The 12,449-nt window shown below is 66.2% G+C and carries 15 protein-coding genes; 14 read left to right on the top strand and 1 reads right to left on the bottom strand.

Annotated features, from left to right (window positions below):
- The first annotated feature begins 98 nt into the window (after positions 1-98).
- The 11 genes from yfiR to ACODTA_RS21450 all read left to right on the top strand — a co-directional run bounded on the left by yfiR (position 99) and on the right by ACODTA_RS21450 (position 8,126).
- Complete coding sequence (gene yfiR, locus ACODTA_RS21500; RefSeq protein WP_489068446.1) at positions 99-671, top strand: regulatory sequestration protein YfiR; 573 nt, start codon at positions 99-101, stop codon at positions 669-671.
- A complete protein-coding gene (dgcN, locus tag ACODTA_RS21495; protein ID WP_489068444.1) occupies positions 668-1,930 on the top strand; it encodes a diguanylate cyclase DgcN/YfiN in 1,263 nt (420 codons plus the stop codon). Before yfiR ends, dgcN begins: the two co-directional genes overlap by 4 nt.
- Positions 1,931-1,952: 22 nt before the next feature.
- On the top strand, positions 1,953-2,456 hold the full coding sequence (yfiB, locus tag ACODTA_RS21490) for an outer membrane lipoprotein YfiB (RefSeq protein ID WP_489068442.1): 504 nt from the start codon (positions 1,953-1,955) through the stop codon (positions 2,454-2,456).
- Between the two features lie 162 nt (positions 2,457-2,618).
- A complete protein-coding gene (locus ACODTA_RS21485; RefSeq protein ID WP_489068440.1) occupies positions 2,619-3,488 on the top strand; it encodes a 3-hydroxyacyl-CoA dehydrogenase NAD-binding domain-containing protein in 870 nt (289 codons plus the stop codon).
- A 188-nt stretch (positions 3,489-3,676) separates the two neighbouring features.
- Entirely contained in the window at positions 3,677-4,312 is a 636-nt protein-coding gene (locus tag ACODTA_RS21480; protein ID WP_489068438.1) for a queuosine precursor transporter, read from the top strand.
- Positions 4,309-5,211, top strand: coding sequence for an acetylglutamate kinase (gene argB / locus ACODTA_RS21475; protein ID WP_489068435.1), 903 nt, complete (start codon positions 4,309-4,311; stop codon positions 5,209-5,211). Before ACODTA_RS21480 ends, argB begins: the two co-directional genes overlap by 4 nt.
- A gap of 96 nt (positions 5,212-5,307) precedes the next feature.
- Entirely contained in the window at positions 5,308-5,598 is a 291-nt protein-coding gene (locus ACODTA_RS21470) for a YggT family protein (RefSeq protein WP_489068433.1), read from the top strand.
- Complete coding sequence (locus ACODTA_RS21465) at positions 5,599-5,886, top strand: DUF167 domain-containing protein (RefSeq protein WP_489068431.1); 288 nt, start codon at positions 5,599-5,601, stop codon at positions 5,884-5,886.
- Positions 5,887-5,896: 10 nt separating this feature from the next.
- Positions 5,897-6,772 carry a bifunctional methylenetetrahydrofolate dehydrogenase/methenyltetrahydrofolate cyclohydrolase FolD gene (gene folD / locus ACODTA_RS21460; RefSeq protein WP_489068429.1) on the top strand — a complete coding sequence of 292 codons (876 nt, stop codon included), beginning with the start codon at positions 5,897-5,899 and terminating at the stop codon, positions 6,770-6,772.
- Positions 6,769-7,512 (top strand): hypothetical protein, encoded by a 744-nt coding sequence (locus ACODTA_RS21455; protein WP_489068427.1) that lies wholly within the window; start codon positions 6,769-6,771, stop codon positions 7,510-7,512. The genes folD and ACODTA_RS21455 overlap by 4 nt, the downstream gene beginning before the upstream one ends.
- Entirely contained in the window at positions 7,509-8,126 is a 618-nt protein-coding gene (locus ACODTA_RS21450) for a MarC family protein (protein WP_489068425.1), read from the top strand. Before ACODTA_RS21455 ends, ACODTA_RS21450 begins: the two co-directional genes overlap by 4 nt.
- Positions 8,127-8,136: 10 nt before the next feature.
- Here ACODTA_RS21450 and ACODTA_RS21445 read toward each other — a convergent pair whose 3' ends face one another.
- Positions 8,137-9,927, bottom strand: coding sequence for an AcrB/AcrD/AcrF family protein (locus tag ACODTA_RS21445; RefSeq protein WP_489068423.1), 1,791 nt, complete (start codon positions 9,925-9,927; stop codon positions 8,137-8,139).
- A 198-nt stretch (positions 9,928-10,125) separates the two neighbouring features.
- Here ACODTA_RS21445 and ACODTA_RS21440 point away from each other — a divergent pair, with 198 nt between their 5' ends.
- Genes ACODTA_RS21440 through ACODTA_RS21430 form a run of 3 tightly spaced genes read left to right on the top strand, consistent with a single transcriptional unit; the run spans position 10,126 to position 12,443 of the window.
- Positions 10,126-10,824 (top strand): class I SAM-dependent methyltransferase, encoded by a 699-nt coding sequence (locus ACODTA_RS21440; protein WP_489068421.1) that lies wholly within the window; start codon positions 10,126-10,128, stop codon positions 10,822-10,824.
- Positions 10,825-10,827: 3 nt separating this feature from the next.
- On the top strand, positions 10,828-12,045 hold the full coding sequence (locus ACODTA_RS21435) for a glycosyltransferase family 87 protein (RefSeq protein WP_489068419.1): 1,218 nt from the start codon (positions 10,828-10,830) through the stop codon (positions 12,043-12,045).
- Positions 12,042-12,443 carry a GtrA family protein gene (locus tag ACODTA_RS21430; protein WP_489068417.1) on the top strand — a complete coding sequence of 134 codons (402 nt, stop codon included), beginning with the start codon at positions 12,042-12,044 and terminating at the stop codon, positions 12,441-12,443. Before ACODTA_RS21435 ends, ACODTA_RS21430 begins: the two co-directional genes overlap by 4 nt.
- Positions 12,444-12,449: the final 6 nt, after the last annotated feature.

Raw genomic sequence — 12,449 nt, 5'->3', positions numbered from 1 at the left:
CAGGTTCCACCTTTTCGTCTCGGCTATGGCTTTGCACGCATCATCGGGCTAGACGGAAGATGCGTGGGGACGATGTTCGGGGTTGCCACACGGAGCTGGTGCTGCTCCGCCAGGGGTTGGTTTTGCGTGCTTTGCTGTTCCTGATGATGGTGTTGTCGTCGGCTTTGCCGGCGTCCGTCCATGCCACGCCGATCGGCTTTCTGCAGACGCCGGTGCCGGAGGGCGCGGCGGGGCAAACGGTCGCGGTCACGCGTGTCGTCAGCGGAATCCTGAGCTATGCGCGCTGGCCGACCGAGCCCGCGCCGCTCAGGCTGTGCGTCGCCGGCGCGCCGCGTTTCGCCGGCGGCCTCACGACATTGCCGGCGCGATCGCCGCGCCGGATGGAAGTGCTGCGGATCACCGGCACGTCCGCCGCCAGCGAAGGATGCAAGGCGCTCTATCTGGGCCGGCTGGAAGCGGACGAGCGCCGCCGCCTGATCGCCTCGGCGCGCGGGCAGGCGGTCGTCACCATCGACGAGGACGATCCGCCGTGCCGGGCCGGCGCGATGTTCTGCCTGCACGTCGCGGCGAACAGCGTCGCGTTCGAACTCAATCTCGACGCGGTTTCGCGGTCGACGGTGCGGATCGATCCCAAGGTATTGCTGCTCTCGCGTCGGGGAGAGCGGACATGAGCCTTGACCGCACCCTGCCCACGATCCGCCAGGTCCTGGCCAATGTCCATTTCCGCGTCACGCTGATCGCGGTCGGCCTGGCCGGAATCACGGTGCTGCTGACCGGCATCGTCGCGGTGCGCGGCTATGCGCAGCACAATCTGGAGCTTGTCGCGAAATCGGCGAGCTACACCGTCGAGGCGGCGCTGGTGTTCGGCGATACTGTCGCCGCCGCGGAGGGTATCGCGCCGCTCGCCGCGAACGAGGATGTCGCCGAGCTGACGGTCCATGATGCGAACGGGCGGCTGATGGCCGGGTGGCGACGGAACGATCAGGGGCCGACCCGGCTGATCGAACATGTCGTGGCGGCGATGCTCTTTTCCAAACCGATCGCCGCCGAAGTCCGTCATCAGGGCGGCGTGATCGGGCAGATCCGCCTGCGCGCCGATGCGCGCGGGCTGGTCCGCTTCATCGGGCAAGGACTGGCCGGCATGATCATCTGCCTACTGGTCACGGCGGCTCTCTCCTATTTCCTGGCGCGCCGTTTCCAGCAGAAGATCGTCAATCCGCTGCGCGCGATCGCGGAAACCGCGCATGCGGTACGCGCGCGCCGCGCTTTCGGACTGCGCGCGCCGCGCGCCGAGATCGACGAGATCGATTCGCTGGGGCAGGATTTCAACGCCCTGCTCGAGGAGCTCGAAACCTGGCAGGCGCATATCCGCTCGGAGCATGAAAGCCTTGCGCACCGCGCGACACATGACGCGCTGACCGGACTCGCCAATCGCGCCTCGTTCGAGGCGCAGGTCGCGCGCGCGGCCGCCGACGCGACCGCCAACGAAGGCTGGTTCGCGATCCTCTATCTCGATTTCGACCGGTTCAAGGAAATCAACGACACCCATGGCCATGCCGGCGGCGATGCCGTGCTGGTCGAGGTGGCGGCGCGAATCAAGCGCCGGCTACGCCCCGGCGATGCCGCCGCGCGGCTCGGCGGCGACGAGTTCGCGATCCTGCTTGCCTCGTGCGCCGGACGCAGCGAAGCGGAACGCGCCGCCGCCGCGATCGCGATCACCATGGCCGATCCCGTCCAACTGCCCGGCGGCGGCTCGGTCGATGCCGGCCTGAGCATCGGCATCGCGGTGTTCCCGGAAAATGGCCGCACCGTCGAAGCGCTGATGCACCATGCCGATGCCGCCATGTACGGCCAGAAGCAGACCGGCCAGGCAGAACCCGTCCGCAACGCGCCGATCCCGATCCGGCCGATCCAGAACCAACCCGGCTGAAGCCCATCAACCGAGGGAAAGTATGCGTAAGACCCTTGCTCCGTTGACCACCCTGATGCTCGTGCCGCTCGCGGCATGCCAGCCGCCCGCGCGCCCCGCGCCCGCGGCCCAGCCCGCCGGACTGACCCCGGCGCAGGTGGCCGTGTTGCGCGAACAGGGCTTTTCCGAAGCCGATGACGGATGGCAGTTCGGCATGGCCGACAGACTGCTGTTCGCCACCGACCGCAGTCGCCTCGTGCCTGCCCAGGCAGAACGCATCGCCGCCATCGCCCGTGCGCTCGTCGCGGTCGATATCATGCGCCTGCGCGTCGAAGGGCATACCGATGCGACTGGCACCGTCGCCCATAATCAGCGTCTGTCGCAACAACGCGCCGAGGCCGTCGCCCGCGCGCTGGCCGTCGGCGGGCTACCCCGCGACGGCATCACCGTGATTGGACTGGGCAAGAGCCAGCCGCTGGAAAGCAACCGCACCGCCGCCGGCCGCGCCGAGAACCGGCGCGTGGTGATCATCGTCCCCTCCTCCTGACGAAGACGGCGAACCGGTTCGCATCGCCGATGCGGAAAACCGGTTCCCACTTTTCCGCGCGATGCAGGTTGTTGGTCGTCGCATCGCCGATGCGGAAAACCGGTTCCCACTTTTCCGCGCGATGCTCTAGGAGCATCCCGAATCCGAAACGGGAGATTTTCGATGCAGGCGATTGGCGTGATCGGCGCGGGACAGATGGGGGCGGGCATCGCCCAGGTTTCGGCGCAGGCCGGCTATCATGTCTATCTGGCCGATGCGAAACTTGAGCTCGCGCAGAGGGGCAAGGCGGGAATCGAGAAGCAGCTTGGCCGGCTGGTCGAGAAGGAAAAGATCGACGCGCAGACGCGCGACCAGATTCTCGCCCGGATCGAGCCCGTGGCCGATTTCACGCCCATGGCGTCCGCCGGGCTGGTGATCGAGGCCGCCACCGAACGCGAAGAGGTGAAGCGCACGATCTTCGAAGCGGTGGGCAAGATCCTCGGCCACCAGGCGGTGCTGGCATCCAACACCTCGTCGATCCCGATCACCCGGCTCGCCCAGGCGTCGCCCGATCCGAAGCGCTTCGTCGGCGTGCATTTCTTCAATCCGGTGCCGCTGATGGGGCTGATCGAACTGATCCGTGGCCTCGCCACGTCGGACGAGACGGTCGGCATCGTCGAGCGCTATGCGCAGGCGCTCGGCAAGAAGGTGGTGCACGCCAATGACGCGCCAGGCTTCATCGTCAACCGCATCCTGCTGCCTATGCTCAACGAAGCCTGTTTCGCACTGGGCGAGGGCGTAGCCAATATCCGCGACATCGACACCGCCGTGCAGCTCGGCCTCAATCATCCGATGGGGCCGCTGACGCTGGCCGACTTCATCGGGCTCGACACCTGCCTGGAGATCTGCCGCGTGCTCCATTCCGGCACCGGCGATCCCAAGTTCCGCCCGGCGCCATTGCTCGTCAAATATGTCGAGGCCGGCTGGCTGGGCCGCAAGACCGGCCGGGGTTTCTACGATTATTCGGGCGACGAGCCCGTTCCGACTCGCTGAAGCGAGCCCCGCCAAGCTCGGCCTTCATCCATCGTCATCTTCATCCTTGACGGCGATGGATGGAGCGCCCGGCATTCGTTCTTGCCTGGCATTGCCCGGCACGGCCCCGACTTCAGGCCCTCTTTTTCGTTTTGCGTCCGGTTTCCACGCGCTATGCGGGCCAATCGCTCTCGGGGGGCCGGAAGGACATGACCGTTTCGATATCGCGTTCGCTGTTCGTTTTCTCGGTGCTCTATGGCGGCATGGTCACCGTGGCCGGCGTGCTGGGCGTCAAGCAGGTGGCGCTTGGACCGCTCGCCGTTGAAGCCGGCATCTTTGCCTTTCTACTGCTTGTGGTGATCAGCAGCACGATCGCCGAACTGCACGGCCAGAAGATCGCCACGTCATTGGTGCGTCTGGGCTTCATCCCGTTGCTGGTCTCGGCCGCGCTGATCCAGATCGTCATGGCGCTGCCGCATGACGCCGACATGTATCCGCCGGCGATCGAGGCGTTCCCGATCGTCGTGGGCCAGAGCGCGCGCATGATGATCGCCGGGCTGATCGCCTATGGTATTTCGCAGACGCTGAACGTGCTGATTTTCTCCCGCCTGTCGCGCGGCGAGGGCAAGCTCGTGTGGCTGCGTGGAATCATCGCGAGCGTCGTCTCCCAGGTGATCGACACGCTACTGTTCATTTCGATCTCCTTTCTGGGAGAGCGCCCGATCCTGGGGCTGATGGCGGGACAGATGCTTACCAAGGTGGTGCTGTCGATCCTGCTGGTGCCCCTTCTCATCACCCTGTTCGTCGCCATCGGACGGCGGCTCGATGGAAAGACTGCCGAATGACCCGTAACCACGCCCCCGATCCCGCATTGCTCGCCAAGGCGGAAACGCTGACCGAGGCGCTGCCCTATATGCAGCGTTATGCGGGCCAGACCTTCGTGGTGAAATATGGCGGCCATGCGATGGGCGATCCCGAACTGGCGCGCGACTTCGCCGAGGATGTCGTGTTGCTGAAGGCGGTCGGCATCAATCCGGTGGTCGTCCATGGCGGCGGGCCGCAGATCGGCGCGATGCTGAAGAAGCTGGGCGTCGAAAGCCAGTTCGTCGACGGACTGCGCGTGACCGACGCCGAGACCGCAAAGGTCGCCGAAATGGTGCTCTCGGGCGCGATCAACAAGGAGATCGTCTCGTGGATCGGCGGCGCTGGCGGCCGCGCGGTCGGCATCTCCGGCAAGGATGGCGGCTTCGTCCGCGCCGAGAAGGTGACGCGCACGGCGCGCGATCCCGGCAGCAATATCGAGAGTGTCGTCGATCTGGGCTTTGTCGGCGAACCGGCCACGATCGACCGCTCGGTGCTCGACACCATCTCCAATGCCGGGATGATCCCGGTCATCGCGCCAATCGGCGTCGGCGCCGACGGCCACACCTATAATATCAATGCGGACACGATGGCGGGCGCGATCGCCGCGGCGCTGGGCGCGGCGCGCCTGTTCCTGCTCACCGACGTCGCCGGCGTGCTCGACAAGCAGGGCCAGTTGCTGACCGATCTCGATCCGGCCGCGATCCAGGGTCTGCGCGCCGACGGCACGATCAGCGGCGGCATGATCCCCAAGCTGGAAACCTGCGTGACAGCGGTCGAAGGGGGTGTCGATGCCGCCGTCATCCTCGATGGTCGCGTGCCACATGCGATGCTGATCGAGATTTTCACGAAGCAGGGCGCCGGCACCCTGGTGCATCGCTGAGCCGAAACGATAGGATCACGCCAAAGCGGGCACGCTGCGCGATTCACATTCCGCGCGGCTTGCGATAGGTTCGCCGCGGCTCACAAGAGGACACGCATGTACACGCTGCTTTCGATCGTCGCCTTCCTTCTGGATGTGCTCACTTGGATCATCATCGTCCAAGCCGTGCTGTCCTGGCTCGTGGCCTTCAACGTCATCAACACCAGCAACGATTTTGTCCGCTCGCTGCTCTATGCCCTCCAGCGCCTCACCGAGCCGCTCTATCGGCCGATCAGGCGGCTGATGCCGGATCTCGGCGCGCTCGACCTTTCTCCGCTCGTCGTGATCCTCATCCTCTACATTCTGAGGAACATCATCATTCCCAACGTCGCCGCGTCGCTGGCCTGATTGACGGGCTGGCGCATCGACGGCGAGGGCGCGATCCTTTCGCTGAAAGTGACGCCGCGCGCGTCGAAGGATTCGATCGGCCCCGGCGACGCCGAACGCATGGCGGTGCGCCTGCGCGCGTCGCCGGTCGACGGGGCAGCGAACACGGCGCTGATCGACTATCTGGCGCGCCATTTCGGCCTGCCCAAACGCAGCGTCACCATCCTGTCGGGGGAAAGCGCGCGGCTGAAGCGCGTTCGCCTGTCGGGCGACCCGGCGCATCTGGCCTCGCTGCTGGAGACATTGTAGGGGGGCGCGCATGAACGCTCAGATCATCGACGGCAAAGCCTTCGCAGCCGGGTTGCGCGACCGCGTCGCCCAGCACACCGCCACGTTTCGCGACCGCGCCGGCCGTGCGCCAGGCCTTGCTGTCGTGCTGGTGGGCGAGGATCCCGCCAGCCAAGTCTATGTCCGCTCCAAGCACAAGGCGACAGTGGCGGCCGGCATGGAAAGCTTCGAGCATCGCCTGCCGGTCGAGACCACGCAGGACGCGCTGCTCGCACTGGTCGCGTCGCTCAATGCCGACGACGCCGTCGACGGCATCCTGGTACAGTTGCCGCTGCCCGCGCATATCGACGAGAATGCGATCATCGCCGCGATTTCGCCCGACAAGGATGTCGATGGGTTCCATCCCGTCAATGCCGGGCGCCTGGCGACGGGGCTGGAGGGCTTTGTACCCTGCACGCCGCTCGGCTGCGTGATGCTGCTCAAGGACCGGCTCGGCGATCTGACGGGCCTTGACGCCGTGGTGATCGGCCGGTCGAACATCGTCGGCAAACCGATGGCGCAATTGCTGATCCGCGAAAGCTGCACCGTCACCGTCGCGCATTCGCGCACGCGCGACCTGCCGGCACTGGTCCGCCGCGCCGATATCGTCGTCGCCGCCGTCGGTCGGCCGGAAATGGTGAAGGGCGACTGGCTGAAGCCGGGCGCCGCCGTGATCGATGTCGGCATCAATCGCGTCGACGGCAAGCTGGTGGGTGACGTCGACTTCGCATCGGCTGCATCGGTGGCGGGGGCGATCACGCCCGTGCCCGGCGGTGTCGGGCCGATGACCATCGCCGTCCTGCTCCGCAACACGCTGGTGGCCGCGCATCGGAATGCGGGAATCGCTTTCGAGGCAGGCACGCTGTGATCGCTGCCGTCCTCGCGCTGCTTGCGGCGGGGACACCGCAGACTGCGGTCGAGGCCGAACGCGCTTTCGCCGCCACCGCCCAGGCCGACGGCCAATGGTCCGCTTTCCGGGCCTTCGCGGACGACAAGGCGATTCTCTTCACGCCCGAACCGGTGCCCGCCGGGCCCTGGCTCAAGGACCGGGCGGAGCCGCCCGTGCCCGTCATGTGGTGGCCGCGCCTGTCTTTCCGTTCGTGCGACGGGGCATTGGCGGTGAACACCGGGCCATGGATTCGCGCGGCCGGCGGTGCGACGGGCAGCTTCACCACCATCTGGCGCCGCGATATCGTCGACGGCCGGCCGCAATGGCGCTGGCAGATGGATCACGGCCGCGACACGCCGGGCTTCATGCCCGCCGGCGCGAAGACGCAGGAGATCGTGGCTGACTGCTCGAACGCGGACCGGAAGGCGCCGCCATCGAATGTCACCCGCCCCGCTTCCGAGGCCGAGGCGCTGAAACCACATCTCGCGAAGGACATTCTCGTCCAGCTTGAAGGTGCGATGCCGCAGAGCGGCGCGACAGTCCTGCCAGCCTTCACGACGACCGGCCTTATCCGCGAGATCCGATCCGACGACACCAGCATGGCTGTCAGGATTCATGCCATCGCCGGCAAGCCCGGCGCGCATGATCTGCAAGTGTGGCAATGGCGCGGCAGCGAGGGCTGGAAGCTCGTGCTTTACGAAACGGTGGGCATAAGATGATCGAACTTTTCGTCTCGGCTCTGGTCACGTTCTTTGTCGTGATCGATCCACCGGGCTGCGCGCCGATCTATGCCAGCCTGACCACGGGCGCCGACGCCGCGCATAGGCGTTCCATGGCGATCCGCGCGGTCGTGGTGGCGGCGCTGATCCTGCTGGTCTTCGCGCTGTTCGGCGAGAAGCTGCTCGGCGCGCTCGGCATCAGCCTTGACAGTTTCCGCATCGCCGGCGGGATCATGCTGTTCCTGATCGCGCTGGAGATGGTGTTCGAGAAACGCACCCAGCGCCGCGAGGAACGCGCCAAGGAAGTGATGGAAGCGCCGGTCGAGGACGTTTCGATCTTCCCGATGGCGATCCCGATGATCGCTGGACCCGGCTCGATCGCCTCCACCATGCTGCTGATGGCGCGCAGCCAGGGCCTTGAGGCGAGCATCGTCGTGCTGAGCGCGCTGGGCCTCATCCTGCTGCTCACCTTGGTCGCGCTGCTGCTTGCCGGGCCACTGATGCGGCTGCTCGGTCATCGCGTCGAAACGGTGGTCACGCGCCTGTTGGGCGTCATCCTGGCCGCGCTCGCGGCTCAGTTCGTGATCGACGGTATCCGGGCCAGCTTCACCTGAACCGTGCGACTCAGGGCTTGATCCGCCATAGCTTGAACGGCGATTTAGCCGGCAGCGTCACCGGCTCCAGCCAGGCCGGCACGATCCCGCGCTCCAGCTTCGCGTAAAAGCCCTTGGGCGATTTCGCGCGATAGACCGTCGCCTCGGCGAAATTGGGGCAGATCAGCAGCAATGTCGCCCCATATTTACGCGCGATCTGCCGCGCCTTCACCTCGTCTCCATTGAAGGCGCGATGGACGTCTAGGATCTGGGTGCCATTGCGATGATAGGGACCGGCGATCGCATCATGATGGGTCAGCGTGATCAGCCTCGGGCCCAGATCGACCATGGTCAGCACGGTCGCGCGCGGCACCTTGTTCAGCGGCGCCATCGACGGGATCGTCGAGCACGAAGCGCCCGCCTTGCGCACCGCCGCATAGGCGGGCTTGTCCGGCGCCTTGGGCACCATCCGGATCATGAAGGGCACAAGCAGTCCCGATCCGGCGAGCACCAGCGCGGCGACACCGACGACGCGGACCACGATATTGCCGCTGGCGCGCAACCGCGGCACAACCGTCCAGATCAGATAGGTCGCGGCGGGCACCGCCAGCAGTTGCGCCGCCGCCGCCGCGCGGATCTGGAAGAACAGCAGCGCCAGCCCGCAGGTCGAGAGCAAGGCGATCGATCCCCAGGTCGCCAGCCGATCGGTATCGCGCGCATGGCGGGCATTCAACAGCGCCAGGATGCTGCCGATCAGCCCCACCGCCGGCAGCGTGATCATGATCGCCGCCGTCCGCCATTCCTGGACGGTGATCGGGCGTGCCTCGCGGATATTGTCGAGCCAGTCGCGCTGCAATTCGTCCGACACGCCTTCGGGCCGGCCCAGGCATTGCGGCCAGGCCAGCGCCATGAAGCCGCCGAGCAGCGCCGCCGCGACGATGGCCGCCCCCAGCCGCGCGACCGGGCTGTGCAACGGAATCCGGCCAAGCACAAAAAGCAGGCCGCCCGCCAAGACCATCGTCGACATCCAGGGGGGTGACAGCACGTCGCAGACCGGCCGCCAATTGTCGTTCGACGCGAAGACCGCGAAACCCAGCGCGCAACCGCCGGCAAGCGCGATGCCATGGGTCTGCAATCGCCGCGCCTGCCCCGCGTCGATCACCCAGCGCAGCACGATCGCGGCGCCGGCGAGCGCCAGATACGGCATCATCTCGAAACCGATGACGAGCGACAGCGCGCTCGCCACACCGACGGTCGCCCCGCCGCGCCGCGCTTGCGGATCGGCGAGACCGGCGACGATCAGCGCGACCGTGGCGAGCTGCCAGCCATGGTGATCGATCCGGGCGGGCGTGAACATGCTGAGGGTCGAGGCGGCACCGAGCAGCACGAAGGCGGAAAGCACGAAGCCCCAGGGTGCGATCAGGCGCCGCGCCGCCAGAGCCAGGCTGATCAGCACGACATAAAGCGGCAGGACCGGCGCGATCGCGATCGCGGCGCGTTCGGCGATGGCGGCGCCGAAGAACGGCTTCACCGCCAGGATGATCGCGGCGATCGGCAGATCGACGAGGCGTGACCAATGGATGTTGAAGCCCTCGGGCGGGCTCAGCCGATATTGGCGGAGGTCGTACCAGCCCTGGCCGTTCAGCCAGGCGCGAACCTCCATCATCCGCATATTGTCGTCGGTATCGCCGAGCGCGAACCAGTGGACGCGGCCCCAATACCAGGAAATCAGGCCGATGGCGAAAGCCAGCCAGATGATGAGCGTCGCGAGCCGCCAACGGTCGTCGCGCCGGCCCGGGCGGACCGGATCATTCGTCGTCATTGCTCACCGCCTGTTTGCCCGTCCCCCCTGCTTAGGCCCAGTCCCGCCTTCCCGCAACGCCCCTCGCAAGATCCCGCCATCACCACATTCCGCGACGAGCGAGAAGCATTGCGGGAAGCGAGGACAAACCGTATTGCGTCGCCGCGAAATTGTAGATGCGCCGGCGACGGTGCCAAGGGATCAGACGAGCCGCACTCGATGAAGCGCGAGACAACCAACGCCATCCGCACCGTGCTCGAAGAGGTGATCCCACCCTTCATCCGCGATTCCGGCCCCATGCGCTGGCTGTTTCGCCGCCATTGGGGAACTCTGGTCGACGATATCGAGCGCTTCCGCGAACGCATTCCGTTCGTGACGGCGGAGGAATATCGGGAGATCTACGAGCGGTTGCCGCGTGTCCAACACGAAACCGACAACAGCGCCGCCTGCCTCGATCGCATCCTTTCGGAGATTCGCGGCGCCACGGTGCTCGATGTCGGTTGCGGCACCGGCTATCTCGTCGACTGGATCAAGCATCGCCGGCCGGAACTCGACATCACCGGCACCGATTTCATCATCGAGGATGGCACACGCACCCGCCACCCGGAGATCAGCTTCGTCGAGGGGCCGATCGAGGCCTTGCCCTTCGCCGATGCCAGCTTCGACACGGTGATCTGCACCCATGTGCTCGAACATATCCTTGATTTCCGCCAGGCGCTCACCGAGCTCCGCCGCGTCACGCGCGGCACGCTGATCCTGGTGGTGCCGCAGGAGCGCGAATATCGCTTCACCTTCAACCCGCATCTCCATTTCTTCCCCTATCCGCACAGCTTCCTGCGCTGGCTGCCGCCGATCCCCGAGGATCACGCGATCGAAAGCATCGGGCGCGACATCTTCTATCGAGAGCGGATAGCCTGACCGATGACGGCAGCGCTGCGACGGCAATGGCCGAAGCTCAAACGCCTGATCATGGCGTTCGGGCTGTTCGGACTGGTGATCTGGCCGGCGGCCGGCTGGTATGGCTATGATCTGGTCTCCGACGAATATGAGCGGTTCCAGGCGCTTCCCGGCCTGCACGTCACCCCGTCCGCGATCGTCGGGCGCGATTTCGTCAACATCTGGCATGGCGGCCATGAAGCGCTGAAGGGCGCCGAGGGTATCTACGACCGCGCCGAATATCGCCGCACCCTGCGCGCGGCGGCCGACGTCTATGGCATCTACGCATTCTCCTATCCGCCGCATATGCTGATGCTGTCGGTGCCGTTCGGTTTCCCGTCCTATCTCTGGTCGCTGGCGCTGTGGCTGATCGGCACTTTCGCGATCTTCACCTGGGCGGCCCGCCCCTGGCTCAAGGAAGCAGGATTGCCGATCTGGTCGGTGCTGCTGCTGCCCGGCGCGCTGGTGAACCTGTGGGCCGGCCATTTTGGCTATCTGATCGGCGGGCTGGCGCTGCTCGGCTGGTGGAACGCCGGGCGCCGGCCTGGGTTATCGGGCGCAAGCTTCGCGCTGATGAGCGTGAAGCCCCATATGGGAATCATCGTCCCCTTCATCCTGGCGGCCAAGCGCCAATGGTCCACCATCGCCTGGGCGACCTTCGGCACGCTCGCGCTGGTGCTCGCATCGACGCTGTTCTTCGGCATCGATGCCTGGACGACCTGGCTCACCTCGACCCTCAGCTTTCAGGTCGGGCTGATCGACCCCGGCGCGCAACGCGAATATTATTACATGATGCCCACGGTCGGCCGGATGCTGATGGCGATCGACCGCGATGGCCCCATCCTGCTGGGCCAGATCCTGTTCGGCCTGATCACGATGGCGCTGCTCGTCTGGGCCGATCGGCGCGGCGCGAAGCTTGCCGATATCGGCCTGCTTTCGATCGCTGGCACGATGCTGATCCTACCCTATTCGTTCAATTATGACCTTGTCGCGCTTTCGCTGATCGCGCTGGTCTGGGCGGCGCGCTCGCCCGCGCGCTGGTGGTCGCCGGAGAGGCTGGCCTATGGCGCGATGTTCGTGGCGCCCGTCGCCCAGGTGCCGCTGGCCCGCGATGGCGTCTGGCTGTCCCCGGTCGCGATCCTCGCCGCATTCGCGTTCGCCGCATGGCGGTCGGGCCGGGACTGGAGGGAGCATCCGGCATGATCCGCGCACCCAAGACCATGTTCGGCCAGATCGCCGCTTATGCAGTGGGCGGCGGCGCGATCACCCTGCTGCATTCGGGGGTTTACTGGCTGCTCGCGGAGCCGGTTCGCGTCGATGCCTATCTCGCCAACACCATCGCAGCGATCGTCGCGGGCATCACCGGCTATCTGCTGCACAGCCGGTGGACCTTCGGCCACACCAACACCGCCGCGAAAGGCCTGGGCGCGCCCGGGCGCTTCGTCATCGTCTCGCTGCTGGCCTATTTCCTCAACAGCTTCTGGGTCTGGCTGTTCGTCCAGAAGCTGTCGCTGGGCGTCACGCTATCCATCGTTCCGATGATTCTCGTGACGCCCTGGTTCGGCTTCGCGCTCAACCGCTTCTGGACGTTCAGAAGCTAGCGCATG

The organism is Sphingomonas sp. FG14, from assembly GCF_057809675.1.
The sequence above is the reverse complement of the archived record's forward strand: the minus strand, read 5'-3'. Positions and strand labels throughout refer to the sequence as shown.

Coding starts and splice junctions, on each gene's coding strand:
- ACODTA_RS21445 (WP_489068423.1), bottom strand. CDS start 9,927: ATGACGACGAATGATCCGGTCCGCCCGGGCCGGCGCGACGACCGTTGG.
- ACODTA_RS21450 (WP_489068425.1), top strand. CDS start 7,509: ATGATCGAACTTTTCGTCTCGGCTCTGGTCACGTTCTTTGTCGTGATC.
- ACODTA_RS21435 (WP_489068419.1), top strand. CDS start 10,828: ATGACGGCAGCGCTGCGACGGCAATGGCCGAAGCTCAAACGCCTGATC.
- ACODTA_RS21430 (WP_489068417.1), top strand. CDS start 12,042: ATGATCCGCGCACCCAAGACCATGTTCGGCCAGATCGCCGCTTATGCA.
- ACODTA_RS21440 (WP_489068421.1), top strand. CDS start 10,126: ATGAAGCGCGAGACAACCAACGCCATCCGCACCGTGCTCGAAGAGGTG.
- ACODTA_RS21470 (WP_489068433.1), top strand. CDS start 5,308: ATGTACACGCTGCTTTCGATCGTCGCCTTCCTTCTGGATGTGCTCACT.
- yfiB (WP_489068442.1), top strand. CDS start 1,953: ATGCGTAAGACCCTTGCTCCGTTGACCACCCTGATGCTCGTGCCGCTC.
- dgcN (WP_489068444.1), top strand. CDS start 668: ATGAGCCTTGACCGCACCCTGCCCACGATCCGCCAGGTCCTGGCCAAT.
- folD (WP_489068429.1), top strand. CDS start 5,897: ATGAACGCTCAGATCATCGACGGCAAAGCCTTCGCAGCCGGGTTGCGC.
- ACODTA_RS21485 (WP_489068440.1), top strand. CDS start 2,619: ATGCAGGCGATTGGCGTGATCGGCGCGGGACAGATGGGGGCGGGCATC.
- argB (WP_489068435.1), top strand. CDS start 4,309: ATGACCCGTAACCACGCCCCCGATCCCGCATTGCTCGCCAAGGCGGAA.
- ACODTA_RS21480 (WP_489068438.1), top strand. CDS start 3,677: ATGACCGTTTCGATATCGCGTTCGCTGTTCGTTTTCTCGGTGCTCTAT.